The organism is Shewanella sp. VK101 (assembly GCF_056497865.1).
Map to the genome: position 1 here is coordinate 4,381,535 of NZ_CM151402.1, position 23,671 is coordinate 4,405,205.

At 52.0% G+C, this 23,671-nt stretch carries 26 protein-coding genes; 12 read left to right on the forward strand and 14 right to left on the reverse strand.

Features of this window, described 5'->3' with window-relative positions:
* Nucleotides 1–13: 13 nt before the first annotated feature.
* A complete protein-coding gene (locus ACSHSR_RS19520; RefSeq protein ID WP_133087278.1) occupies nt 14–241 on the reverse strand; it encodes a hypothetical protein in 228 nt (75 codons plus the stop codon).
* 31 nt (nt 242–272) lie between these two features.
* On the opposite strand from ACSHSR_RS19520, the gene ACSHSR_RS19525 reads away from it, so the two are divergent.
* The 4 genes from ACSHSR_RS19525 to ACSHSR_RS19540 all read left to right on the forward strand — a co-directional run bounded on the left by ACSHSR_RS19525 (nt 273) and on the right by ACSHSR_RS19540 (nt 3,975).
* Nucleotides 273–974, forward strand: coding sequence for a spondin domain-containing protein (locus tag ACSHSR_RS19525; RefSeq protein ID WP_144128758.1), 702 nt, complete (start codon nt 273–275; stop codon nt 972–974).
* 11 nt (nt 975–985) lie between these two features.
* The gene (locus tag ACSHSR_RS19530) at nt 986–1,729 is read left to right on the forward strand and encodes a spondin domain-containing protein (protein WP_117200248.1); all 744 of its coding nucleotides are present in this window, start codon (nt 986–988) and stop codon (nt 1,727–1,729) included.
* Nucleotides 1,730–1,821: 92 nt separating this feature from the next.
* Complete coding sequence (locus ACSHSR_RS19535) at nt 1,822–2,538, forward strand: response regulator transcription factor (protein WP_109247236.1); 717 nt, start codon at nt 1,822–1,824, stop codon at nt 2,536–2,538.
* 111 nt (nt 2,539–2,649) lie between these two features.
* The gene (locus tag ACSHSR_RS19540) at nt 2,650–3,975 is read left to right on the forward strand and encodes an IS4 family transposase (RefSeq protein ID WP_208185183.1); all 1,326 of its coding nucleotides are present in this window, start codon (nt 2,650–2,652) and stop codon (nt 3,973–3,975) included.
* A gap of 43 nt (nt 3,976–4,018) precedes the next feature.
* Here ACSHSR_RS19540 and ACSHSR_RS19545 read toward each other — a convergent pair whose 3' ends face one another.
* From ACSHSR_RS19545 to ACSHSR_RS19555, 3 genes are read right to left on the reverse strand one after another with little or no spacing between them, the layout of a single operon-like run.
* Nucleotides 4,019–4,966 carry an SPFH domain-containing protein gene (locus tag ACSHSR_RS19545; protein WP_144164033.1) on the reverse strand — a complete coding sequence of 316 codons (948 nt, stop codon included), beginning with the start codon at nt 4,964–4,966 and terminating at the stop codon, nt 4,019–4,021.
* Nucleotides 4,963–5,889, reverse strand: coding sequence for an SPFH domain-containing protein (locus ACSHSR_RS19550; RefSeq protein WP_025011560.1), 927 nt, complete (start codon nt 5,887–5,889; stop codon nt 4,963–4,965). The genes ACSHSR_RS19545 and ACSHSR_RS19550 overlap by 4 nt, the downstream gene beginning before the upstream one ends.
* A gap of 22 nt (nt 5,890–5,911) precedes the next feature.
* Entirely contained in the window at nt 5,912–6,373 is a 462-nt protein-coding gene (locus ACSHSR_RS19555) for an NfeD family protein (RefSeq protein WP_093981954.1), read from the reverse strand.
* Nucleotides 6,374–6,784: 411 nt separating this feature from the next.
* Between ACSHSR_RS19555 and ACSHSR_RS19560 the strand changes: the two genes are divergently transcribed.
* Nucleotides 6,785–7,537 carry an outer membrane protein OmpK gene (locus tag ACSHSR_RS19560; RefSeq protein WP_208161517.1) on the forward strand — a complete coding sequence of 251 codons (753 nt, stop codon included), beginning with the start codon at nt 6,785–6,787 and terminating at the stop codon, nt 7,535–7,537.
* A gap of 59 nt (nt 7,538–7,596) precedes the next feature.
* On the opposite strand, the gene udp is transcribed toward ACSHSR_RS19560, so the two are convergent.
* Nucleotides 7,597–8,355: a uridine phosphorylase gene (udp, locus tag ACSHSR_RS19565; RefSeq protein WP_025011557.1), complete on the reverse strand. Its 759-nt coding sequence runs from the start codon at nt 8,353–8,355 to the stop codon at nt 7,597–7,599.
* Nucleotides 8,356–8,663: 308 nt separating this feature from the next.
* On the opposite strand from udp, the gene ACSHSR_RS19570 reads away from it, so the two are divergent.
* Nucleotides 8,664–8,876 (forward strand): HP1242/YdcH family protein, encoded by a 213-nt coding sequence (locus ACSHSR_RS19570; RefSeq protein ID WP_025011556.1) that lies wholly within the window; start codon nt 8,664–8,666, stop codon nt 8,874–8,876.
* A gap of 73 nt (nt 8,877–8,949) precedes the next feature.
* Here ACSHSR_RS19570 and ACSHSR_RS19575 read toward each other — a convergent pair whose 3' ends face one another.
* Nucleotides 8,950–10,125, reverse strand: a complete 1,176-nt coding sequence (locus tag ACSHSR_RS19575; RefSeq protein ID WP_479631054.1) for a type III PLP-dependent enzyme — start codon at nt 10,123–10,125, stop codon at nt 8,950–8,952.
* 688 nt (nt 10,126–10,813) lie between these two features.
* Here ACSHSR_RS19575 and ygiD point away from each other — a divergent pair.
* Nucleotides 10,814–11,593: a 4,5-DOPA-extradiol-dioxygenase gene (gene ygiD, locus ACSHSR_RS19580; protein WP_479631055.1), complete on the forward strand. Its 780-nt coding sequence runs from the start codon at nt 10,814–10,816 to the stop codon at nt 11,591–11,593.
* A gap of 19 nt (nt 11,594–11,612) precedes the next feature.
* Here ygiD and ACSHSR_RS19585 read toward each other — a convergent pair whose 3' ends face one another.
* Entirely contained in the window at nt 11,613–12,104 is a 492-nt protein-coding gene (locus ACSHSR_RS19585; RefSeq protein WP_037437423.1) for a hypothetical protein, read from the reverse strand.
* Nucleotides 12,105–12,227: 123 nt separating this feature from the next.
* On the opposite strand from ACSHSR_RS19585, the gene ACSHSR_RS19590 reads away from it, so the two are divergent.
* The gene (locus ACSHSR_RS19590; protein ID WP_479631056.1) at nt 12,228–13,073 is read left to right on the forward strand and encodes a mechanosensitive ion channel family protein; all 846 of its coding nucleotides are present in this window, start codon (nt 12,228–12,230) and stop codon (nt 13,071–13,073) included.
* Here the strand turns inward: ACSHSR_RS19590 and ACSHSR_RS19595 are convergent, their stop codons facing one another.
* Entirely contained in the window at nt 13,074–13,952 is an 879-nt protein-coding gene (locus ACSHSR_RS19595) for a radical SAM protein (protein WP_129979901.1), read from the reverse strand.
* Between the two features lie 206 nt (nt 13,953–14,158).
* Here ACSHSR_RS19595 and ACSHSR_RS19600 point away from each other — a divergent pair, with 206 nt between their 5' ends.
* Nucleotides 14,159–14,410 carry a hypothetical protein gene (locus tag ACSHSR_RS19600; protein ID WP_221052388.1) on the forward strand — a complete coding sequence of 84 codons (252 nt, stop codon included), beginning with the start codon at nt 14,159–14,161 and terminating at the stop codon, nt 14,408–14,410.
* 27 nt (nt 14,411–14,437) lie between these two features.
* Here the strand turns inward: ACSHSR_RS19600 and ACSHSR_RS19605 are convergent, their stop codons facing one another.
* The 5 genes from ACSHSR_RS19605 to ACSHSR_RS19625 form a co-directional block, all read right to left on the reverse strand.
* Nucleotides 14,438–15,763, reverse strand: coding sequence for an IS4 family transposase (locus ACSHSR_RS19605; protein ID WP_208184440.1), 1,326 nt, complete (start codon nt 15,761–15,763; stop codon nt 14,438–14,440).
* Nucleotides 15,764–15,897: 134 nt separating this feature from the next.
* The gene (locus ACSHSR_RS19610; RefSeq protein ID WP_479631057.1) at nt 15,898–16,215 is read right to left on the reverse strand and encodes a putative quinol monooxygenase; all 318 of its coding nucleotides are present in this window, start codon (nt 16,213–16,215) and stop codon (nt 15,898–15,900) included.
* Nucleotides 16,216–16,683 carry a GNAT family N-acetyltransferase gene (locus ACSHSR_RS19615; protein ID WP_208150129.1) on the reverse strand — a complete coding sequence of 156 codons (468 nt, stop codon included), beginning with the start codon at nt 16,681–16,683 and terminating at the stop codon, nt 16,216–16,218.
* Between the two features lie 110 nt (nt 16,684–16,793).
* Nucleotides 16,794–18,374, reverse strand: a complete 1,581-nt coding sequence (locus tag ACSHSR_RS19620) for a DHA2 family efflux MFS transporter permease subunit (RefSeq protein ID WP_479631058.1) — start codon at nt 18,372–18,374, stop codon at nt 16,794–16,796.
* Between the two features lie 13 nt (nt 18,375–18,387).
* Nucleotides 18,388–19,437: an HlyD family secretion protein gene (locus ACSHSR_RS19625; RefSeq protein ID WP_479631059.1), complete on the reverse strand. Its 1,050-nt coding sequence runs from the start codon at nt 19,435–19,437 to the stop codon at nt 18,388–18,390.
* Between the two features lie 100 nt (nt 19,438–19,537).
* On the opposite strand from ACSHSR_RS19625, the gene ACSHSR_RS19630 reads away from it, so the two are divergent.
* Together ACSHSR_RS19630 and ACSHSR_RS19635 are read left to right on the forward strand one after the other, a co-directional pair.
* Nucleotides 19,538–20,512: a LysR family transcriptional regulator gene (locus ACSHSR_RS19630; protein WP_028781375.1), complete on the forward strand. Its 975-nt coding sequence runs from the start codon at nt 19,538–19,540 to the stop codon at nt 20,510–20,512.
* 231 nt (nt 20,513–20,743) lie between these two features.
* Nucleotides 20,744–21,133: a GreA/GreB family elongation factor gene (locus ACSHSR_RS19635; RefSeq protein ID WP_479631060.1), complete on the forward strand. Its 390-nt coding sequence runs from the start codon at nt 20,744–20,746 to the stop codon at nt 21,131–21,133.
* A gap of 360 nt (nt 21,134–21,493) precedes the next feature.
* Here ACSHSR_RS19635 and ACSHSR_RS19640 read toward each other — a convergent pair whose 3' ends face one another.
* Nucleotides 21,494–22,297, reverse strand: a complete 804-nt coding sequence (locus ACSHSR_RS19640) for an AraC family transcriptional regulator (protein ID WP_025889952.1) — start codon at nt 22,295–22,297, stop codon at nt 21,494–21,496.
* Nucleotides 22,298–22,434: 137 nt separating this feature from the next.
* Here ACSHSR_RS19640 and ACSHSR_RS19645 point away from each other — a divergent pair, with 137 nt between their 5' ends.
* A complete protein-coding gene (locus tag ACSHSR_RS19645) occupies nt 22,435–23,322 on the forward strand; it encodes a DMT family transporter (protein WP_243756802.1) in 888 nt (295 codons plus the stop codon).
* Nucleotides 23,323–23,671: the final 349 nt, after the last annotated feature.

Below are 23,671 nucleotides of genomic sequence, written 5' to 3' on the forward strand. Positions count from 1 at the left end.
CTCTTGACTGGCGTCATTGCCCGTTTGCCGCCACTTTGCCCGCGACAAACTGCACCAGCTTGCCCTGACTGTTATCCAATTGTGTTGATTTGGCGCAGTAAAAGGCGGTTAGGTATGTGCTTTTGAGCACAATTTGCAAAATTGAAAATCCCAATCGCCGCAGATTAGCCATTCCCCGCCCCGAAAAAGTGAAGCTTTCGTGATAAACCGGCGACCTTGAGGTGAACTCCAGGGTAAACACTGGACTTATCCCCATAAGAAGGAGTAAGCCGATGAAACCCAAGTTACTACTGCCACTGCTGTTGAGCACACTGCCACTGAGCCAGTTATCCCAAGCCGCCCAGTTGGAGATAAGTATCAACAACCTGACCCATGGCAACCACTTTACCCCCTTGCTTATCGCCGCCCATGACGGCAACAGTCACCTGTTTCAAGCCGGAGAGCCCGCAAGCTCTGCCCTGCAGAAGATGGCCGAAGGCGGAGATATCAGCGAACTGCAACTGGCAGTCACAGCCAACAACGGCGTGATTGTGGCCAACCCAGCCGCCGGCTTACTGGCCCCTGGCGCCAAGGTTGAAAAGGTAATGCTGGATAGTGGCGCCCTGACCCATCTGAGTCTGGTGGCCATGCTGCTGCCCACCAATGATGCCTTTGTCGGCTTGGACGGTTGGGAAATACCCAGCACTCCGGGCAGCTATACCCTCTATCTCAATGCCTACGATGCCGGGACAGAAGCCAACGACGAGCAGATTACCGGTGGCGGCGCGCCTGGAGTTCCCGGTATTCCGGCGGCGCCCGATGGTATGGGCGGCCAGAACGGCACCGGCGTGATGGACGACTCAAGCAATGACAGGGTGCATATCCACCCGGGACTACTCGGGGATACAGATCCCAATGGCGGCATCAGCGATGTCGACAGCCGTATCCATCGCTGGCTGAACCCGGTTGCCGCCTTGATCGTTACCGTCAACTAAAGGAGCGGCAGATGAACACTACAAGCCCTAGAGAACCGACTCAGGCCCGAGTCTTTGCCCTGTCCTTGGTGCTGATACTGGCACTGGTAATGCTGACAGCCTGCTCGGACAATGACCATCCCGGCACGCAGCCCCAGCCACCGGAACCTGAGCCTGCTACCAGCAAATTCGATATCCGGGTGACCAACCTAACCGCTAACCAACCTCTATCACCTATCGCCCTGTTGACTACCGACAAAGAGCTGCAACTCTGGCAAAACGGCTCGCCGGCAAGCCTGGCACTCGAGCGACTCGCAGAAGGTGGCGACAACAGCGAGTTGGCCAATATCAGCGGAGTCCACACACTGATGAGCGCCGAAGCTCCGCTGGCCCCCGGGATGACCCAGGACTTCAGCCTGAACCTGACCTCAGAAGAGAATATGACCTTGGCCCTGGTCACTATGCTGGTGAATACCAATGACGCTTTCAGTGGCATTCAGCAAGTAGACCTGAGTAACCTGGCAGCCAATGAGAGCTTGCAACTGCTTGCTCCCGCCTATGATGCCGGCACCGAAGCCAACTCAGAAACCAAAGGCAGTATTCCCGGCCCGGCCGATGGCGGTGAAGGCTTTAACAGTGCCAGGGATGATGTCGATAGAGTACATCTCCATCCTGGGGTTATCTCGGCCGATGACGGTCTGGTCGACTCGGTCTTGGCGCCCTCGCACAGGTTCGATAATCCGGTGCTCAAGATAGTGATCTACCGTAAGTCCTAGTCTTCAGCGCTTTGCTCCCAAGATAAGAGCCAGAAAGAAAACCCCGCGGCGCCGGGTCAACTCCAATACCCAGAGTTGATTCGGAGCCCAAGATGATCCCTTCCAGCACACCGCAGATCCTGCTGCTTGTCCATGATCAGAGCCTGGCCGATATCCAACGCCTCAATCTCGAGACTCTGGGCTGCCAGCTATGGCAAGCGACGAGTTTTCAACAGGCCAGAAGACTGCTGGCGAGTAAACCTCTGGCCCTGTTGATCATGACACGCCAACTGCCTGACGGTGACATGCTCGGCCGTTGTCAGATGCTCAGGCAAGAGTATCCGAATCTGCCGCTACTGCTTCTGGGGGAGTCCGACAACGAGGCCGATGTGGTTCTGGCTCTTGAGGCCGGTGCCGATGACTACCTGCTTCAAAGCTGTGGCACTTTGGAGATACGTGCCCGGATCAGGGCCTGGCTCAGACGGGGCGAATACATCAAGCTGCCGGGTCAGCAACTCGAATTCAACGGCCTCAGCATCAATAGTGCTACCCGCGAGGTCAAGGCCTTTGGCCGGCCACTGCAGTTAACCGCCAGAGAGTTTGATCTCTTGCTGTTTATGGCCAAGCGGCCGAGACAGGTATTCAGCCGGATGCAACTATTGCAAGGCGTTTGGGGGTCAAACTATGCGGGCTACGAACACACGGTCAACAGCCATATCAACCGCCTGCGCACCAAATTGGCCGCATGTCCCAAGAGTGAGCCCATAGTGACCACTGTATGGGGTGTGGGATACAAGTTTTCACCACCCGAGCAGGCCAGCCATTACTGAAAAAGCAATAAAAAAGCCCGCAATGCGTAATGCCGATCAGTTAAGACAGATCGCTTGACGATCTCACTGAAAGGATCAAAATCCGATGACCCCATGTCATCGGATTTTTTTATGCAACTTTCAGAAGCTTTGGCGCGTACTCATATCAATCGTCTTACCGAATTCACCTGTCTGGCCGATGTACTTGAGCCTGAGTTAATTCAGTCGTGCCTTGATTCACATGGTGTTGCCAGTTTAAGACGACGTAAGTTACCTATGGATGCCATGATTTGGGCGGTGATTGGTATGGCTCTGTTCAGAGGCGAGTCCGTCCGTTCACTCATCAATAAGCTTGATATCGTCTTACCGCAAGAGGTGGATTACGTTGCGCGCAGTGCTGTCACGCAAGCGCGTAAGCGATTGGGCTCTGACGTTGTTCAGGATGTGTTTAAGCGAAGTGCCAAGACCTGGCATGAAAGAGCAGAACATTCGCATTGGTGTGGGCTCAACCTCTACGGTGTCGATGGTATCGTATGGCGAACACCTGATAGTGAGCAAAACAATCAGGTGTTCGCCAAAACCGCCAACGCTTCTGGTGATGCTGCCTATCCTCAAATTCGCATGGTTTGCATGATGGAGTTAAGCAGCCACTTGGTATTGAACAGTGCCTTTGATTCTATTGCTGTCAGTGAAATGAATTTAGCCGCTGAACTGATATCAAGTATACCCAATAACAGTCTGACGCTGTTTGACAGAGGCTTTTATTCGTTGGGACTTTTGCACGCCTGGCAGCAGGCTCAACCGAACAGTCACTGGCTGCTGCCATTGAAGAAAGGGACACAATATGAAGTGGTACGCTCTTTAGGAAAACACGACCAACTGGTGCAGTTAGCCACCACGCCTCAAGCCAGAAAGAAGTGGCCTATGCTGCCTGACACTATTGAAGCTCGCTTACTGACGAAGACGATAAAAGGTAAGTCGGTTTCCATTTTGACGTCATTAACAGACCCCCTGCGTTATCCGGGGGCAGAGATAGCGGATTTATATGCCCATCGATGGGAGATAGAAGTGGGCTATCGGGAGATGAAGCAGCATCTTCTGGAGAGTCGCTTTACGTTACGCAGTCAATTGCCAGAGCTGGTTATCCAAGAATTGTGGGGGGTACTATTGGCCTATAACCTCATCAGATACAAGATGGTGTTGATGGCTAAGAGCTTACCGTCGTTACATCCGAACCAATTAAGCTTTAGAGATGCATCGAGTTATATCATTTTTAAACTGACTCAGCTGTCATCTCAAATGCCTGGGAATGTTCCGAGAGAGGTCTTGGACATAGTGCGTAATGCGAGGCAGTTCAAGCTTGATGGGAAACGGGATAGAGCCTATCCACGTGCGTTAAAAATGAGTAAAAACAAGTATCCCATTAAGCCTAAGAAAAATGCCGTTCACACTAAGTGAACGGCATTACTCCAAGAGCGGCTTTTTTGATCCAGCTAGCTTATCAAGCGTCAGGGGCCTTCTCTTCCGTCAGCCCAATTGAGGCCATCCAGGATTCAAAGTCCACCATATTCCCCGGCAGGACTATCTTGCTGCCAGGCTTACTCAGACCGCTGAGCTGCGCCAGATACTGCTCACCCAGTTGCATCCGCAGCGCGTTTTTGCCACCGGGCGCAGCGATAACTTCGGCCAACTTCTCTATCGAATCTGCAGTAGCGCGGGCAATCGCCAGTATCTCCTCGGCCTTACCTTCGGCCTCGTTGATTCGGCGTTGCATCTCACCCTCTGAGTGGTTGATCATCTCCTGCTTCAAACCCTCGGAACGATTGATCTTACTCTGCTTATCACCTTCACTCTTGGCCAGCAATGCCCGGCGTTCACGCTCGGCATTGACCTGCATCTCCATGGCGTTTTTCACGGTTTCCGGCGGCGTAATATTCTTGATCTCATATCTATGCACCCGAATACCCCAGGAGGCGCCGGCCTGATCCAGTACCTCTACCACCTTGGCACTAATCAAGTCGCGCTCTTCAAAGGTGCGGTCCAGCTCCAGAGTGCCTATCACAGAGCGGGTGGTTGTCTGCGCCAGTTGAATGGCCGCATAGCGATAATCGGTTACCCCGTAGCTGGCCTTGACCGGATCCACCACAGAAATATAGATAACCCCATCCACCTCGACATTCACCTCGTCACTGGAGAAGCACTCCTGAGGCGGCACATCTATGGTTTCTTCTTTAAGGTCATGGATATAGGCGACCTTATCGATAAAAGGCAACAAAGCGTGGAAGCCAGCATCCAGAGTCATATGGTATTTACCCAAACGCTCCACGATATAGGCAGATTTAGTTGGCACCAAGCGAATCGACTGAAACAGCTTGATGATAAAGATCAGGAAGATAAGCCCCCAGATCCCCAGTACTATCATATCGGTATCTATCTGTCCCAGATTCATTTGCGCGCTCCTTTGCTACCGGCAGCTGTATTGCTGACTTGCTGAATACCCTCGAAAAAACCTTCCATCTTTGCCAATTCGGTAGGAACCACGGAAATATCCGCCTTCTGCAATATCTCACCGACCTGTTCGATAAACTGTTCCTTCAGCTGCATATTCATCGCCTCATTACCGCCGTTGACCGCCAGCGCCTTGGCAACCATGGCCATACTCTCGGCCTGGGCATTGGCAACAATCGCAATCTCCTGCGCCGTACCCTGAGCCTCATTGATGCGCTTCTGTTTCTGGCCCTCTGAGATGTTAATCGCTTCCTGACGCTCACCCTGAGACAGGTTGATCATCGCCTCTTTCTCGGCGCTGGCCAGGGTGATTTCGGCGCGCTTGCGGCGCTCGGCTTCCATCTGCTTCTCCAGGGTGTGGATCACATGCCTGGATGGGCTGATATTTTTGATCTCATATCTGAGCATCTTGATCCCCCAGGGATCGGACGCCTTGTCGATTTCGCGGACAATCGCCTCGTTGAGCGCATCACGCTCGGAAAAGGTCTGGCTCAGAGTCAGTTTACCTATCTCGGAACGCATTGTGGTTTGTGCCAGGTTTACCGCCGCCAGACGATAGTCTTCAATACCATAGCTGGCCAGTTTGCCGTCCATCACCTTGAGATAAACCAGGCCGTCGACTTCCAGCTGGATATTGTCCTTGGAAATACAGCTCTGCGGCGGTACATCAAGCACCTGCTCACGGGTATCGTGTCGATAAGCGACTCGATCGAAGAAGGGAATTAAAAAGTGAAAGCCCGGCTGCAGTACAGTACGGAATTTCCCCAGACGCTCAATGACATGCACCTCACGCATGGGCACAATCAACATCAGCTTATAGAGAATGAACAGAACAAAAAGTATAAAAATGGTAAATGCAAACATAGAGTCCTTCCTGCTTGATTGATTATTCAGAGTCGTCGAGTGGTTCCACTACCAGAGCAATATTATCGCGACAGATGACCTTCACTCTGGTGCCGACCGGGATCTCCGAGCCGTCTCCCAGTGCGGGCCAATCCGCCCCCTGAAATTCGATGCGACCGGTTTTTTCACCCGGCCCAATGGTTTCCTTGACCCGAGCCGGCAGATTAAACAGATCCAGCTCCTCGTCGGTATTGCCAACGTGAGAGTCGCCTCCCACCAAACGTTGAGTCAGTTGCCTGAAGCTCAACAGCAAAACGATTGAGGAGATAAACCACAGGGTCAGGCTTTGTGCCCAGCCCTCGACCAAACCCACCCAGGTAGCCCCGGCTACCAATAAACAGGCTGCACCGAGAAATACCACTATCCCGCCAGGCAGTATCAGTTCAGCCAGCATCAGCACTATACCGATTAAGGCCCAATAAAGCATGGGATCCGAAGACGCCATATATCCCTCCCCCAGAAATCAAGTGCCCATCTTGGCACTATATCAGCAGTTGCATCCCTTGGCGACATAATATGTCAACTTGAATCAATTGATACCTTCAGGATTCGCTGACCAAATGACTTTCAGCTCACAAAATTCAACTTTTCTTTACATCTTTGTGAGTCAAAGCTGTTGGAAATTATTTGATTTACCTTTCCAATCAATTGAATTAAATCAAAAAATGTCATTATTCAACGACCGTTTCAACAGGTTAAAAAAGCTTTGAGTCCGACGCCGTTTTTCCCTATATTGCCATGGCTTTTTGACCGGCAATCGAATCACAGAATTCAGCCTTGGTAAAACGTTTTGCCAACAGATAGCCGCCGGCACAACAGCAAACTGCTTCTGACTCTACCAAAGGGATACTCTAAGATGAAAAAAATCTGCCTGTGCGCAGCTCTGTTGTTCTCACCTCAAGCATTCAGCGAACCTCTGGTGCAATGGTGGGATGTCAATATCACTGCGCTCTATGGCCAGGATTACGACCTGGCACCATCGGATAAGCAAACCACTTTTACCCTGGAAACCGCCGGCGGTTGGAAATACGGCGATTGGTTTGTGTTTCAAGACTTTATCAATTTCAACGGCCACAATGGCGGTAAGGACAGCACCACCTATGGCGAGATCTCTACTCGCTTCAGCGCCGGTAAAATTCTCGGCAAACCTGTGGGCTTTGGCCCAGTGACGGATCTGTCACTGGCGCTGACACTCGAAGAGGGCGAGGGCCCGGTGGAAACACTGCTCTACGGTATAGGTATGGACCTCAAGCTGCCCTACTTCACCTATTTCCAGCTGAACACCTATCGCCGTGATGCCCAAAACAGCGCCAATATCAGCGATGGCTGGCAGTTGACTCCTGTGTTCCGCATGGACATTCCCGTGGGCAACAGCAAGATTGTCTTCGATGGCTTTATCGACTGGGTATTTGCCGCCGAAGAAGACGGCTATAAAGAAAATATCCATATCAACCCCCAGATCAAATACGACCTGGGCGCAGTGCTTTTTGGCGAAGCCAAGAAGGATAAGTTTCTGGTAGGTATCGAGTATGATTACTGGCAGAACAAGTATGGTGTGGACGGTGTCGACCAGAACACCTATTCGGTGATAGCTCAATATCATTTCTGAGCCGGGTCATGGTTCATTAAAAAGGCGCTCAGTGAGCGCCTTTTCCATTTTTTACCTAATCAGGCCAGCAGTTTTCTGGCGGCGTTGACCACAATGGAAACCGCACTGACTTCAGTTTGTTTCATGGTTGCCTCATTGGGGATCTCTTGCTGGGTACGGTTGACAATCACACCGGCGACACAAGCGGCGCGCCAGCCTTGAGAGGCACACATGGTGAACAGAGTCGCAGACTCCATTTCATAATTGAGTACGCCCATTTCCTGCCACTCTTTCATTGAACCGGCAAAACGGCGGGTTACCCGGCCGCTAACGGTATCATAGCGTTCCTGACCCGGGTAGAAGGTATCAGATGATGCAGTAACCCCAATGTGTGGTTCAATACCGGCATCACGACAGGCGGCAACCATGGCAGTGGTACATTCGAAGTTAGCCACCGCAGGGAACTCCATTGGCGCAAAGTGCAAACTGGCACCATCGAGACGTACAGAAGCCTGAGTCACAATCACATCACCCACATTCACGTGAGGCTGAATTGCACCTGTGGTACCGACACGCAGGAAAGTATTAACTCCCAGTTGCGCCAATTCTTCCACCGCGATGGAAGTCGAAGGACCACCGATACCGGTAGAGCAAATCACTACCGGCTTACCATCAAGATAAGCCAGATAGCTGGTGTACTCACGATGGCTGGCCAGGAAAGTCGGCTTGTCCATCAGTTCAGCGATACGTTTAACTCGTTCAGGATCGCCAGGCACGATAGCCAGTGTGGCGCCATCCAACATCTGCTTGGTCAAACCCAAGTGAAATACATCAGCCATAGTGAAAACCCCTTTCAATTTTGATTATAAAATTCGTCTTACCGAGACTCTATCCCAGTATGGAAGCGGATAAGATTAACTTGATCACAGATTTTACGGCAATAATTAAATAATTAGCCGTAACAGAGTTACCAAGTTTGCTACGATTGTCTGACTGGTTTTACAACAGATTGTTCGAAAGCATAGCAGTAAAAGGCCTCACTCACCTCCACCAAACGGTTAATCTTTCCATTGATCAAGGTCACATATTCGTCATCCCAAACAGGTTAGGGTTAACAATAATCCCCCCAGCCAACAGGAGTGCGCCAATGTTTCCGGAATACCGCGATCTGATCACCAATCTCAAGAGCAGCGATAGCCATTTTCAGAAGCTTTTTGATGAACACAATCTGCTGGATAAAGAGATAAAGAATAAGGAGCAGCAGCTTTCCAGTGAATATACCCAAGAAGTCAAAGAGATGAAAAAGCGCAAACTGGAGCTGAAAGAACAGCTTTACGACATTCTCAAAGCTAACGGTTAATCCAAAACAGACAGGGCGCCACTTGGCGCCCTGTTGAAATCAATCTCAGCAAAAACCTCACTCTTGGCCGAGATTACAAATAGTAGTCTTGCAAGGGTGGGAAACCATTGAAGCACACCGCCGAATATGTGGTGGTATAAGCGCCTGTGGTCAACCAATAGAGCCTGTCACCTATGGCCAGATCCTCTGGCAAACCGTAACTGTACTGTTCATACATAATATCGGCGCTATCACAGGTAGGCCCGGCAATGACGCAAGGTTGCAGCTCCCCTTGAGCCTCAGTGTAAATCGGAAACTTAATCGCTTCGTCCATAGTCTCAATCAACCCGGAAAACTTACCGACATCGGTAAATACCCAGCGCTCCAGTGCCGTGTTGGACTTGCGGCTGATCAATACCACCTCAGAGACCAGCACACCGGCATTGGCAATCAAGGAGCGCCCGGGTTCCAGCACTATCTTGGGCAACTGCTCACCAAAATCCTCTTTGAGGAAGTGAATGATCTGCTCGGCGTAAGTGGTGAGACTATTGGTCTTGTCGATATAGTTGGCCGGAAAGCCGCCGCCCATATTGATCATCTCCAGCACTATGCCATGTTCCTCTTTGAGCCTGTCAAAGATCACCTTAACCTTACCGATTGCCGCATCCCAAGCCCCTATGTCCCGCTGCTGTGAACCCACGTGGAACGACAAGCCGTAGGGCTTTAACCCCAACTCCTTGGCCAGCACCAAAAGCTCATAGGCCATCTCGTTCTGACAGCCGAACTTACGCGACAACGGCCAATCGGCGGTTTCTGTACCTTCGGTAAGGATCCGCACATAGACCTTGGCCCCAGGGGCTTCTTCGGCAATCATCCGCAGATCGGCCTCTGAGTCGGAGGCAAACATAGTCACGCCACGCTGGTAGAAGGCTCTGACACCCCTGCGTTTTTTAATGGTATTGCCATAGCTTATCCGCTCAGGGGAAACACCCAACTCCATCACCATATCCAGCTCATAGATGGAAGCTATGTCAAAATTGGCCCCCTTATCTCGCAGCAAGCTGAGGATCTCAGGTGCAGGGTTGGCCTTCACTGCATAATAAACGCTGGCAAAGGGAAAGCTCTGCACCATATCATCATACTGTTTCGCGATGATCTTGGTATCTATCACCACAAAAGGTGTCACCTTATCACTGGCAAAAGCTTTGATACGCTCAAAGGTTTCATTGTCATAGTAATCAGCAACATCAATAGATTGAAATTGGCTCATTGGCCCTGTGTCTCCTCGACATTCAAGTGCGGCGAACAGCCTCGCCGAAGCGGGTTAAAATCCAGCGCAGTAAACGCTATTTCCGCCCCTCACGCAATGAATTTTTATACATTAAAATCGATTTTTTATTCCAAAAATCCAAGTCGCAGCGACTACAAAATAAAAGCATTAAGAATCATGCAATTACTACTTTCACCCTCAAATACAAACCATGATTGCTGCTCGCTTGAAGGCGCTTCAAAGCAAACGGCTACAGGAACTACCTAAGGAAGGTGCGAACAAGTCCCATGTGTGCTCTGCGTCGGCTTACGGGCCTGGATGCAAGGCGTGGTTCGCAGCAAATGGCCCTAGCCCTTTGCAAGAAGCACAACACAGCAGGCAGGCCTGTAAGCCACGCCCTTCGGGGCTTTCACAGCAACCGGCTCTCAGCGTTATCCGACTTCGACAGGTCCCGGCATGCCTTCAGTCAGATGCCTTGAACGCCAATTGCTGTGCAAGCCAGAGTGCCACGAGGACTTATTTGCACCTTCCCTAAAGCATAGCGGCAAGCAAGAGAGCAGGGGATATTCGATTTAATGGAAGAGTATGGCGAGTATTTTGCGATTATTTTCAATCGAGCATCCGGGTAAGCTGAATGCAGATATGTCAGGAACTGCATACTGCATCCTACCGCTGATTTGGAGACTCTATGTCCGCGACACAGATAATGCCGGCGCTGTTTCTGGGCCATGGCAGCCCGATGAACGCCTTGCAAAACAACACCACCACAAAGCAGTGGCAAGAGCTGGGACAAACACTCCCCAGGCCCAGAGCGATATTGTTAATTTCGGCCCATTGGCTGACACTGGGCACCGCAATTTCCACTGCAAGTCGGCCGCAAACCATACATGATTTCGGCGGTTTTCCCGCCGAGCTCTTTGCCATGCAGTACCCGACCGCCGGCGCGCCGGAGTTGGCGGAGCAAATTGCTGCCAGTCTGAGCATTCCTGTCACTCGTATCGACTCGCAAGGGTTGGACCATGGCAGTTGGTCGGCCTTGGTTCACCTTTATCCCGAGGCCGATATTCCGGTATTTCAATTGAGTCTGGATCAAAACCTCAGAGCGCAGCAGCAGTTCCAGGTTGGACGCGAGTTAAGGCGCTGGCGCGAGCAAGGCGTACTGATCATAGGTTCAGGCAATGTGGTCCACAATCTGCGCGCCTTGGCACCAGGCAGCCCACCATTGCCTTGGGCATCCCGGTTTAATCAGGCGATTGCCGAGGGTTTAATAGCTGAAGATGATCAGGCGCTGCTGGACTACAAAAATTTGGTCGATACCGGCACTGCCGAGCTGTGTCATCCAACAGATGAGCATCTGCAGCCACTGTTTTATTTGTTGGGAAGCGCCTTCCCCAGAGAGCGCAGGCTGCTGTTCAACAACAGCCTGGAGATGGGGGCTATCAGTATGTTGAGTCTGCAGCTCGGCTGAGGCTTGAGCTGCGAAGGGCTCAGTCTTGCAGCCCGGCGTCTTTGAGAGCCTGCTTCAGGGCTTCGGCGTCATCAAAGTATTGCAGTTTGGTGATGGTCAACTGGTCCAGAGAGATCAGGCTGGCGGCATCCTTGGCGGCGGGCAGTAATTTGCTGATCTCACCCTCTTTGTCCAGGGCAATACTGAAACTCAGATCCCGCATCTGTGGGATGGCAACAAATTTAGCAATCAAGGATGGCATACCGCTGATATCGGCCAGATAAAAGATACCCGCCTGCTGCAACGCCTGGTTATCGCGGCCTTCGAGTGCGGTTTTGATGATCTCACCACCTTTCATGCTGCGGCCAAACAATAGATACTTGGCTGAAGTGTCCAACACCATGGCGGCTTCATGCTGATCCTGCAGTGAAATCGGTTTCAGCGTGTCACCCACGGCATATTCGGAAGCCTGGATCATAGGGCTGGCCAGCATGGTCAGACACAGAGAGAGCAGTATTGCAAAAGACCTCATATAGTTCCCTTTTAATTTGCCACAACAAAGAGGCAGAATACCCTGTTATTGAATACAAGTGAGTGACATGACTCAGGAATATTGTTTCCATATCTTGCGGCATTTCAGGAAAGGAGCCAAGCAATGAAGAATACCGGGTTGGAGCTGGAGTTGGCACAGCTGCAAAATGTCTATGATCTGATAACCGAGTTTTTGGTGAAATACAGCTTCCAACTCTTGGGAGCACTGATCATCTTTCTGCTGGGACTGTGGCTGGCCGCCAAGGTAGCCAACACAGTCAGCCGCCAGTTGGAAAAACACGATGTCGACGTCACTCTGGCCACTTTTGTCACTCATTTGGTGCGGATACTGATCATCATAATGATTGCCATCATCGCCTTGGGCAAACTGGGGATCAGCGTCACCCCCATGGTGGCAGCCATAGGTGCCGCGTCACTGGGCGCCGGTTTGGCGATTCAGGGCATGTTGTCCAACTATGCCGCCGGGGTGACCATTATTGTCACCCGTCCCTTTATCGTGGGCAATACCATTACGGTCAAAGGCGTCACAGGCCTTGTCAAGGATATTCGCCTGGGGCTGACCATACTCACCAACGAGGAGGGCGAGCAGATCAGTATTCCCAACAAACACATTATCGGCGAGATACTGCACAACTCCTTTGCCAACAAATTGGTAGAAACCCACTTCAATATCGACTATAAAGCCGATCCCCAGCAGGCGATAGCCGTAGCCCAGGCGGTGCTCGGCAGCCATCCCAGTGTCGATGCCAACTCCCCATCACAGGTGGGTATCAATGGTTTCAACAGCACAGGCATAGATATAGGTGTGCGCTATTGGGTCCCAACTGCCAGCTATTTCCAGGACAAATACCAAATAAATCTGCAAATTTGGCAAGGTCTGCAACAAGCAGGGATCCAGATCCCCTGTCCGGCACGGGACATAAGGATCACTGAGCGGCAAGAGGACTGATCACAAGCCTCTTTGCCACTCGGCTCGCAGGGCGAAGCGTCCTGCGAGCGCCTCCTCAACCGTCGCCAACAACCTGGCCTTGTCCCGCCCAAGTATGCCTTTCAACACCAAATAATTGGAAGCATGATCCGAGCGGAAAATGGTCTGCTCTAACTCCAACTCCTGCAGCAAATAACGCATCTCCTGCAACAGTTGTCTTTGGTCCGGCATTTGAAAGTTGCCATCAAACGCACTATCCATTCTTTCCTTGCCAAGTGGCAGAGTCACCACCAGGGTGCTGAGATAATCCGGCTGCGCCGCATTCATCAGTCGCGCCGAATTAAGTGCGTGTTGCTTCGATAAATCCACGCCACCCAGACCATTGAGTATCATCACAGATGACTTTATTCCGGCGGCACGAATTTTCTCCAGCGCCGCCAGCGAGGAGGCGTAACTCTCACCCTTGCCGATACGGGTCAGCACCTGATCATCACCACTCTCGCAACCGACATACAGCAAGGACAACTTGAGTTGCCGCAACCGCAGTAGCTGCTCCACACTCTTGTTGTCTAGGTTGCGCGGCAAACAATAGCTGCTGATGCGACTGACATTGGGCAAGTAGTGATGAATAAGCTCACAAATCTGTTCCAGCCTGGCAAACGGCAGGGTCATGGCATCTCCATCGGCCAGAAACACCCGGTTCACCTCGGCGCCGGAAGCCGCTACCCGGCGCAGGTCTGCTTCCACCTTTTCCAACTTGAACGCCCTGAAACGCTTCTGCTCCTGGGTATACATGTCGCAAAAGGCGCAGCGATTCCAGCTGCAACCATTGGTCACCTGCAGTATGAGAGATTTCCACTCCGATGGCGGCCGAAACACAGGTTCAATATATGACAACATGCTGCTCCTTGTTTATGACTCAATCGATTTTGCCCCGGTTGCCGGAGGCGGCAGGCTTAAGTCTTGAGGTTAATCCCAAAGCACTAATTTGCACATTTTTTGCCCAAAGTCATATTTTACCCCGTGCAAGCCTGTTATATTAGCCGAATACGTAACAACTGCAGCGCCTTATAGTCCGCGAGTGCCAACCTGGGGTAAGAGTCACTATGATCGCCACACAAGTACCTGACAGACGAAAGCCGGATGCCGACCAGGTCAGCAATAGCATTCATTGGCATGCCATGACTGCCGAGCAACAACTCGCCTTCTATCGCTTACAGGGATATGGTTATCGCTTGCTGTTTGTACGTAACCTGCTCAATGGCCCCTTGGCCATCATAGCCCAGCATGCGCAGCTGGCGACCATCTCCTCGGCAGGTGAGCTGGACCTGCAGCCGGACATTCGCCTCCGAGCCTGAAAAATGCCCCTAACGGGGTAATGCCGTTCACTTAGTGTGAACGGCATTTTTCTTAGGCTTAATGGGATACTTGTTTTTACTCATTTTTAACGCACGTGGATAGGCTCTATCCCGTTTCCCATCAAGCTTGAACTGCCTCGCATTACGCACTATGTCCAAGACCTCTCTCGGGACATTTCCAGGCGTTTGAGATGACAGTTGAGTCAGTTTAAAAATGATATAACTCGATGCATCTCTAAAGCTTAATTGGTTCGGATGTAACGACGGTAAGCTCTTAGCCATCAACATCATCTTGTATCTGATGAGGTTATAGGCCAATAGTACCCCCCACAATTCTTGGATAACCAACTCTGGCAATTGACTACGCAACGTAAAGCGACTCTCCAGAAGATGCTGCTTCATCTCCCGATAGCCCACTTCTATCTCCCATCGATGGGCATATAAATCCGCTATCTCTGCCCCCGGATAACGCAAGGGGTCTGTTAATGAGGTCAAAATGGAAACCGACTTACCTTTTATCGTCTTTGTCAGTAAGCGAGCTTCAATATTGTCAGGTAGCATAGGCCACTTCTTTCTGGCTTGAGGCGTGGTGGCTAACTGCACCAGTTGGTCGTGTTTTCCTAAAGAGCGTACCACTTCATATTGTGTCCCTTTCTTCAACGGCAGCAGCCAGTGACTGTTCGGTTGAGCCTGTTGCCAGGCGTGCAAAAGCCCCAACGAATAAAAGCCTCTGTCAAACAGCGTCAGGCTGTTATTGGGTATGCTTGATATCAGTTCGGCGGCTAAATTCATTTCACTGACAGCAACAGAATCAAAGGCACTGTTCAATACCAGGTGGCTGCTTAACTCCATCATGCAAACCATGCGAATTTGAGGATAGGCAGCATCACCAGAAGCGTTGGCGGTTTTGGCGAACACCTGATTGTTTTGCTCACTATCAGGTGTTCGCCACACGACACCATCGACACCGTAGAGGTTGAGCCCACACCAATGAGGATGCTCTGCTCTTTCATGCCAGGTCTTGGCACTTCGCTTAAACACATCCTGAACAACGTCAGAGCCCAATCGCTTACGCGCTTGCGTGACAGCACTGCGCGCAACGTAATCCACCTCTTGCGGTAAGACGATATCAAGCTTATTGATGAGTGAACGGACGGACTCGCCTCTGAACAGAGCCATACCAATCACCGCCCAAATCATGGCATCCATAGGTAACTTACGTCGTCTTAAACTGGCAACACCATGTGAATCAAGGCACGACTGAATTAACTCAGGCTCAAGTACATCGGCCAGACAGGTGAATTCGGTAAGACGATTGATATGAGTACGCGCCAAAGCTTCTGAAAGTTGCATAAAAAAATCCGATGACATGGGGTCATCGGATTTTGATCCTTTCAGTGAGATCGTCAAGCGATCTGTCTTAACTGATCGGCATTACCTAACGGGGCATTTTTAGTTGCAGCTGTTTTCAACTCATACCAGAAATATCAGACGATGATTTCCTGATAAGTCTCTACGTGATGGGACTCTACCAGCTCAGGCATCTGCTGATGGAAATAGTGCTGGATGGCGTCTTTGGCGCAGTGCTGGTCGAAAGATTCGATGTCGACAAACTTCTCAATGAAAGTGATCCTGTGCGGCTCATCGCGACTCTGATTCAGTTCGTAGCGAATGCAGCCATCCTCCTTGCGGGTGTCCGGGATCAGCGCTCCCAGAGCCTCAATCAAGGCCTGCTCCTTACCCGGCTTGGCCAGAAAGCTGGCCACACAAACGATTTGACGCTGGTTTATACGATATAACGACATTCAAGTGTCCTTCTTTTGAGAGTGCAACAACATATCCAGATGGGGAATACCGTCTTCCAGATAGACCTCTGAAACCGCTTCAAACCCCAAACTCTGATAAAACGCCCGTAGATACTCCTGCGCACCAATCTTGATATCTTCAGCGGGCCACAGCTTATTGCAGCCGCCAATCGCTTCCTGCATCAGCTGTCTGGCGCGGCCACCACCTCGGGCCTCGGCGGCAACCGCCACCCGGCCGATACTGACCTGGGAATAACTGACCCCGGCAGGCAGCAGCCTCGCATAGGCCAACAGCTCCCCGGAACTGCTGCGGCCAAGCAGGTGCATGGCCCCAGCTGCTCTGTCTTTTTCATCCAACTCTGGGTAGGGACAATTTTGCTCTACCACAAAGATATCCACCCTGAGTTTCATCAATTCATAGAGGGTGTCCAAGGTTAACTCAGCAAAGGGTAATAATTGCCACTGCACGGATAGTACTCTGTTATTTATCGGGAACTCAGCCTACACCAGTCTGAAATTCGGCGCAAAAAAATGCCCGCAACGGGGCGGGCCAAAGGGTATGAAGAAAATGTTTCGGATTACGCCTGAGGTGCCGCCTTACGGATAGACAGCACGGCCACCACGGCAAGAACCAACAGGCAGCCCATGATAAAAAACACATCGTTGTAGGCCTGTACATAGGCTTGTTGGGTCATGGTCTGCGCCAATAAGGCCTTGGCTTGTGCCGAAGCCGTGACCGGATCCGAGCCGGCTGCCTGCAACAGCGCCGCGTTGGCGTTGAGCGCCTCATAGGCTCCGGCACTCACGGCGGGCACGGTTTCCTTGATATGCGCCAGATGCATTCTGGAAAGGTTGTCTGTCAGAGTCGCCACCAGCGCAATCCCAAAGGCACCGCCCAGGTTGCGCACCACATTGAGCACGGTCGACGCAGATGGCGTTTGCTCAGGCTTGAGATGCATGGTCGCCAGGATCCCAATCGGCACCATGATAAAGGGCTGTCCCAAGGCTCTAACCACCTGCGACGCTATCATTTGCGGTCCGGCATAATCCATGGTCATATGGCTGTTCATGTAATAGCTGAGCGCCAACATGGCAAAACCGAACGCCGCCAGGTAACGGCCGTCAACTTTCTGCATTAGTCTCGGCACCAGTGGCAACACCAGGAGCTGCGGAAATCCCATCCACATGATGACCTCACCGATTTCCAACGGACTGTAGTCATGTAGCTGCGACAGAAACAGCGGGATCATATAGATAGCACCAAACAGCGCCGCCCCCAATAGGAAATAGGCTAAGGTAGAAATAGCAAAGTCTCTCTGCCCCAGAAGCCTTAAATTCACCAAAGGTGCAGACTTGCGCAGCTGGATCCAGATAAACAGGCAGATATTGATTGCCGCTATGATGGCCAGATTACGGATCAGATCCGAGCCAAACCAATCCTTGCGATTACCCTCCTCCAACACCACTTCCAGGCATCCCATCCCCAGCGCCATAGTCACTATCCCTGAATAGTCGGCGTTGCTGAGTTTGTCCCAGAGAATCGGCTTCTTCTCCAAACCGTAGGCCAACATGGCCATCACCACCAAGCCAGGGGGAAGATTAATGTAAAACAGATAATGCCAGCTGAGGTGTTCGGTCAACCAGCCGCCCAGAGTGGGGCCAATGGAAGGCGCAAAAGTTGCCGTTACCCCAAACAATGCCATACCGACGGCGCGTTTTTCAGTGGGTAAGCATTCAAGAATCAAGCGAAACGCCAGGGGAATAAGGGCGCCACCAAAGAAGCCCTGCAGTGCCCGAAAGGCGATCATCGCCTCCAAATTCCAGGCAAATGAACAGAGCAGCGAAGCCACAATAAAGGCCAGCGCGTTCCAAAGCAGATAGCGCCGCACCGACAGACCTGTGCTCAACCAGCCGGACAGGGGAATGGCTATCATCTCGGCCACCAGATAGGCGGTCGAGATCCAGGATCCCTCTTCCAACGTGGCCCCCAGACTACCCTGGATCTCCTTCATCGACGCATTGGTGATCTGAATATCCAGAATCGCCATAAAGGCGCCAATCAGGCCGCCGAATACGGCTATCCAGGCGCGGCGTGAGCCGGGTCCATAGCTGTCATCCTGCGACGCGGCAGTGGCTGCTGTGACTGCAACTTGAGTCATCTGAATTCAGGCTTCAGCGGCGGGCGATGGCATCAAGGGTGCCGCCGGTCTCGGTATCAACACTGACGACGGCGCTGAGTCCGGGCATCACTCTGGCATCTTCTTCTGCCAACTGCAGGCGGATCCTTACCGGGATCCTCTGAACTATCTTGGTGAAGTTACCCGTGGCATTTTCCGCCGGTAACAGACTGAATTTGGCGCCGGAGGCCGGTGACAGGCTATCGATAACACCAGTAAAGGTTTTGTCGGGAAACGCATCGAGCTTTACCTGCACCGGCTGACCGGGCTTCATATGCTGGATCTGGGTCTCTTTGAAGTTCGCCGTGATCCATACGGCCCCATCCGGCACCAAACTGAACAGCGACTGCCCCGGCTGGACGTATTGCCCCACCATGGCGCCGCGTTTGCCCACAACTCCAGAAAATGGAGCCCGCACCTGAGTATCAGCCAGTTGAATTTTAGCCAGTTCCAAACTGGCACCCGCTTCCTGACTCTTGGCCTCGGCCTGGGTTAATTGGGCATTAAATACTGCCAGTTCCCGCTCTTTGGCATTGAGTGCGGCTTTGGCTTCATCCAGACGAGCCGCGGCAGAATCGGCAGCGGCCGTCAGCTGATCCACATCATCCTGGGAACTGTAATTTTTCTGTCTGAGTTTTTCGGAGCGCTCCAACTGCTGACGGGCACGATGCAAATCTGACTCGGCGGCGACCACTCCAGCCTTGGCCTGAGTGATCAATGCCTGCTGCAGATCGACCTTGGCAGCCAAAGTGGTCAATTCGGCTTTGGCACTGTCCAGTGCCGCCTGCTCCTGCGACAACTTGGCCTGATACTGACTGTCTTCAAGTTGTGCCAGCAACTGCCCTGCTTCTACGTGCTGGTTGTCTGTAATATCGGTTTTAACCACATAACCCGGCACCTTTACACTCAGGTGAGAAATGTCGGTTTCAACATAAGCGTTGTCTGTGGTTTCGATAAATCTGAGTTGCTGATACCAGTACCAACCGCCGCCCAAGATGGCCACCAGCAGCACAGATCCCCCAACCAGCATCTTGGGCTTCAACATAATTAGACTCCTGAATTTTGGAGTGGTATTTTACAACTGTCTCAGCAGATTTATTAGATGCCATACACTCAACCCACTGTTTCACAGGTGTAACAATAATATGGATCTCAATCGGGTACAGATTTTTGCGCAAGTTGTTGATAAAGGAAGCTTTACTGCCGCAGCCAAGGCGATGGGCATCACCAAAGCGACCGTCAGCCGTAAGATAGCCGAGTTGGAGCACAGCACAGGGGTACAGCTGTTGTTGCGCACCACACGTAGCCTGAAACTGACTGAGGCAGGTTCAATTTACTTCAACAAAGTCAATAAAATACTCACAGATTTACGCAGCGCCGAAGATCAACTCAGCGCCAGCCAACAGACAATCCGTGGTAATTTGCGTATCGTTTGCCCGATAGAGTTTGGCCAACAGGCACTCGGTCCTGTGATCGCCAGGTTTCTGGAAGACTATCCGCAAATGCAGATAGAAGCCGAGCTGACCAACCGCAAGGTGGATATGGTCGAAGAAGGTGTCGATGTGATGTTTCATGTCCAGGGATTGGATGACCCCAGACTGGAACACTTTCGCCTGGTACATGCCCACAAGGTGTTGATGGCCAGCCCGGAATATCTAGAGAGGTTCGGCACGCCAACGACACCCGATGAACTGCTTAACCACAGAGGAATACGCCTGGCATCGCCCTACATAGATGGCAATTGGCGGATTTTTGACGGCAAGCAATGGCAAGAGATAATCCCCGACTGTCGCTTGCAGGTCAACAATATCACCCTGGCCAGAGAAGCCGCCATAGATGGCCTTGGGATCGCCAGCCTACCTATGATGATCGCCCATGATGCTCTGCAACGGGGTGACTTGTTGCCGATACTGCAGGACTTTCCCATGGAACATGTCACCATCAATCTCATCTACCCCAAGCGTGCCTATCTACCGAGAAAGTGCCGCACCTTTGTTGAATACTTTTATGAGGCGCTATTTCAGCGCTGGGGCAGTCTGGTACTGGACATCCCTCCCTATGTCATTCCCCCGGAGAATTTGGCCCAGATGACCCCGACCAATATCTGCTGTGACCAATGAGGGTTTGCTTTTCCGATCTCCTTGGGCTATGGTGAGGGCCAGTTAGATTTTTTCCCTTATTTTTAAGTGCTTGCACTTGCATTGATGTTGCGGAGTCTCATTATGTACAGTCACACTTTACCTCTCAAGAGCACTTCACTGACATTTCCAGTGTAAGCCGGGTGCGGCCACGCATCCGGCAGTAGCAAAGTTTTCTATTCATTTTCCGTTTCAGCCTGTGAGGTTGTGGTGGTGTATAAATCTTTGTCTGCACTGGCAGATCTATTTTCATTCAAAACATCGCAGCTCTATCTGCAAAACTCGTTCAATGTGTCGTTGAGGCCACTGGCCCTGGCATCGGTGATCGCCAGGCTGGCACAGCCCTGTCCCGGCGGCGGTGTGATGCACCCGGGAACCAAGGCGCGTCTGCAAAACCTGAAAACCGGCGAGTTTCTGGAGGTGGAGTTGGTTTATCCACAACAACATGATCCCGACTCCGGCCGCTACTCTGTATTGTCCGATCTGGGTGAGGCCCTGCTCGGATGTACGCTGGATGATCTGATTGAAGTGGATGTACCGGGTGGCCCTGTGCTGTTTCAGATCCTGTCCCTGAACCAGCCAAGGCCCTGCCTGCCGGCCTGATTGCATGCTTATTGACGCTTAAAAAGAGGAGACAGTGCCTTGAAGTGTTTAACTCAGCCGTGAATGGCCCGGACAGGATGATCCGGGGTTTGGCTTAATCCTCGACGGCCACCGCCTCTTTCCCGGTCGGTCGAAGGGGAAACAGCCCTCTCTCTGGCAAAGCGGCGGCGTAGAGAGAGGTCATTGAAGAGGAGATACGCTCATGAGTAAAGAAAAAGCAAAGAAAAAACCGACTAAATCCCTGAAAGAAAAACGACGGGAAAAACGCGAAAAACGCGCAGTTCAGGAGTAATCCCAAACTACTCCGATAGCTTACTTAGTTTCGAGCCACCTTTTGGGCGCCTTAGGGCGCCCCTTTTTTCAAGGCAAGACAAGCGCACTTCCTTGGGCCAGCTGTTGCCTGTAGGCCTGCGGTGTACAACCTGCGTACTTGCGAAACAGGCTGATAAAGGGCGAAGTCTGGTGGTAACCCAACGTCAGTGCCACCTCCTTCACTGAAATCGCTTGTCGCAGCAGCTGCAAACTGTGGATAAAGCGATAGCGTTGCCGCCACTCGGTATAGTTCATTCCAAGCCTTGCCTGGCACAAGCGCGCCAAAGTGCGTTCTGTGGTACCTAAGGTATTGGCCCAGGCGGCAAAACTGCGCCCGCCCTCAGGCTCGGCTTCCAGCTCGGCAGCTATGGCCTGCAACATGGGATGGTCGGTTACCGGTAAAAAGGGTTGCACTTCCCTGGCCTGACTCAGCTGATCCAACAACACCTTAAGCAGTCTTTGATCCTCAGGTGTATGTGCCAGCTCGACACCTCTTGAGTTCAAGTCCATCAAAATAGCTTCCGCTATCGGGCTCAACTCCAGCAGACAGATGTGCTTGGGCAGCCTGGCAGCCAGTTCCTGCGGCACATTCATTGAACTGTACTGCACGCAGCGGCGCATGTAACTCTCATGCTTTACTCCGGCCGGGATCCAGATACCGCACTGCGACAACGACATAAAGCGCCGTCCTTGAGCCACCAGCTCCATCAAACCGCCGCGGCTCAGTTGCAGTTGCCCCCAGACATGACTGTGCATAGGCGTCAGCGTATCGGGTGAAAATTGCTGGTAGTAGAAGAATACCTGCGAGCCGTCACCGGGATGCTGCTCAGGTGGGTGATAGATATTGGCCATATGCAAATGTCCGAAGGCGGGTTGACTTTGTCTGATAACAGATATGTATATCACATAAGACGTGGAATAATCTGCCCCGTATTATCCAACCCAGGTTTGTCTGTTGAGCCTTGCTCGTAGTTCTGAGGAGCCCTGTTTTGTATCTGTTTCCCTTGTTGGCCGTAGCCATCTGGGCCGGCAATAGTCTGGTCAATAAACTTTCCGCCGGTGTCATAGCGCCGGAAGCCATCTCTTTCTACCGTTGGGCTTTTGCACTTTTGCTCTTGACCCCAGTGCTGCTCCCCGGGGTTTGGCGCCGCCGCGCCATGATCCGTCCCCATCTTGGCAAACTCGCAGTGCTGGCAAGCCTGGGAATGGTGCTGAACCAAAGTCTGGCGTATTTTGCCGCCGCGACCACCAGCGCCACCAATATGGCATTGATCACTTCTCTGGTGCCGGTTCTCAGCCTGCTACTGGCGGTGCCTTTGCTCGGAGTGAGGCTTTCCAAATTGGCACTGCTGGGCGCCTTTATCTCCTTCAGCGGTTTACTGTTTATGCTCAGCCAAGGCGACTTGGCCAGGCTGTCTACCTCAGTGGTACCCGGCGATCTCTTGTTACTGCTGGCCGCCGTGGTCTACGCCCTCTACGGCGTGCTATTAAAACGCTGGTCGCTGCAACTGCCGACCTGGGACCTGCTGTATATGCAGATACTGTTCGCCGTGTTCATGCTGTCGCCTCTGCTGCTCTTTGCCAGCAGTATCAGCATCACCCAGGCTTCACTGCCCTTGATAGCCTATGCCGCTATCTGTGCCTCGATTCTGGCGCCCTGGGCCTGGATCAAGGCGATTGCGCTGCTGGGCACAGAGAGAACCGCCATCTTTATGAACCTGATGCCAATCTTCACTGCCGTGCTGGCATCCACGTTACTGGGTGAGCAGTTGGGAGTCCCTCACTATGTCGGCGGTGCCTTGGTGCTGACCGGGGTCAGCCTGGTGCAGTATCGTGCCAGACGCCCAAGAGCCATGCTCAAGGCGGAAGCACTTTAAAGAAGGGTTGTGGCAGCGACTGATTCGTCCAGGCTTTCACTCGCTCTCTCACACAATCTTTCGCACGGCCCTGGCCACTTTGTAGTGAAATACTCTTAGGAAATTCTCGCAAAGGGCCAGGGCTATTGGCTGTGAAACACGCCTTGCATATAGGCATGCAAGCCGACGCACAGCACAGATAAAACTTGTTCGCGCTCCTTAGTCAAATACCATCTCAAAAACAAAAACTTATTCTCAAATATTCTATTGAAGCCGACAGCAGTATTTCGGTAACAGGCGTAAAATATCCGAGTCGGCCCTGGCCGACCAACTGGTTGAATCACGCCGGTGTCTGACTGACCGGTATGCC

Bases quoted from the DNA above. Each gene is read 5' to 3' on its own strand.
- ACSHSR_RS19525 (WP_144128758.1), top strand. From the start codon at position 273: ATGAAACCCAAGTTACTACTGCCACTGCTGTTGAGCACACTGCCACTG.
- ACSHSR_RS19530 (WP_117200248.1), top strand. From the start codon at position 986: ATGAACACTACAAGCCCTAGAGAACCGACTCAGGCCCGAGTCTTTGCC.
- ACSHSR_RS19535 (WP_109247236.1), top strand. From the start codon at position 1,822: ATGATCCCTTCCAGCACACCGCAGATCCTGCTGCTTGTCCATGATCAG.
- ACSHSR_RS19540 (WP_208185183.1), top strand. From the start codon at position 2,650: ATGCAACTTTCAGAAGCTTTGGCGCGTACTCATATCAATCGTCTTACC.
- ACSHSR_RS19545 (WP_144164033.1), bottom strand. From the start codon at position 4,966: ATGAATCTGGGACAGATAGATACCGATATGATAGTACTGGGGATCTGG.
- ACSHSR_RS19550 (WP_025011560.1), bottom strand. From the start codon at position 5,889: ATGTTTGCATTTACCATTTTTATACTTTTTGTTCTGTTCATTCTCTAT.
- ACSHSR_RS19555 (WP_093981954.1), bottom strand. From the start codon at position 6,373: ATGGCGTCTTCGGATCCCATGCTTTATTGGGCCTTAATCGGTATAGTG.
- ACSHSR_RS19560 (WP_208161517.1), top strand. From the start codon at position 6,785: ATGAAAAAAATCTGCCTGTGCGCAGCTCTGTTGTTCTCACCTCAAGCA.
- udp (WP_025011557.1), bottom strand. From the start codon at position 8,355: ATGGCTGATGTATTTCACTTGGGTTTGACCAAGCAGATGTTGGATGGC.
- ACSHSR_RS19570 (WP_025011556.1), top strand. From the start codon at position 8,664: ATGTTTCCGGAATACCGCGATCTGATCACCAATCTCAAGAGCAGCGAT.
- ACSHSR_RS19575 (WP_479631054.1), bottom strand. From the start codon at position 10,125: ATGAGCCAATTTCAATCTATTGATGTTGCTGATTACTATGACAATGAA.
- ygiD (WP_479631055.1), top strand. From the start codon at position 10,814: ATGTCCGCGACACAGATAATGCCGGCGCTGTTTCTGGGCCATGGCAGC.
- ACSHSR_RS19585 (WP_037437423.1), bottom strand. From the start codon at position 12,104: ATGAGGTCTTTTGCAATACTGCTCTCTCTGTGTCTGACCATGCTGGCC.
- ACSHSR_RS19590 (WP_479631056.1), top strand. From the start codon at position 12,228: ATGAAGAATACCGGGTTGGAGCTGGAGTTGGCACAGCTGCAAAATGTC.
- ACSHSR_RS19595 (WP_129979901.1), bottom strand. From the start codon at position 13,952: ATGTTGTCATATATTGAACCTGTGTTTCGGCCGCCATCGGAGTGGAAA.
- ACSHSR_RS19600 (WP_221052388.1), top strand. From the start codon at position 14,159: ATGATCGCCACACAAGTACCTGACAGACGAAAGCCGGATGCCGACCAG.
- ACSHSR_RS19605 (WP_208184440.1), bottom strand. From the start codon at position 15,763: ATGCAACTTTCAGAAGCTTTGGCGCGTACTCATATCAATCGTCTTACC.
- ACSHSR_RS19610 (WP_479631057.1), bottom strand. From the start codon at position 16,215: ATGTCGTTATATCGTATAAACCAGCGTCAAATCGTTTGTGTGGCCAGC.
- ACSHSR_RS19620 (WP_479631058.1), bottom strand. From the start codon at position 18,374: ATGACTCAAGTTGCAGTCACAGCAGCCACTGCCGCGTCGCAGGATGAC.
- ACSHSR_RS19625 (WP_479631059.1), bottom strand. From the start codon at position 19,437: ATGTTGAAGCCCAAGATGCTGGTTGGGGGATCTGTGCTGCTGGTGGCC.
- ACSHSR_RS19630 (WP_028781375.1), top strand. From the start codon at position 19,538: ATGGATCTCAATCGGGTACAGATTTTTGCGCAAGTTGTTGATAAAGGA.
- ACSHSR_RS19640 (WP_025889952.1), bottom strand. From the start codon at position 22,297: ATGGCCAATATCTATCACCCACCTGAGCAGCATCCCGGTGACGGCTCG.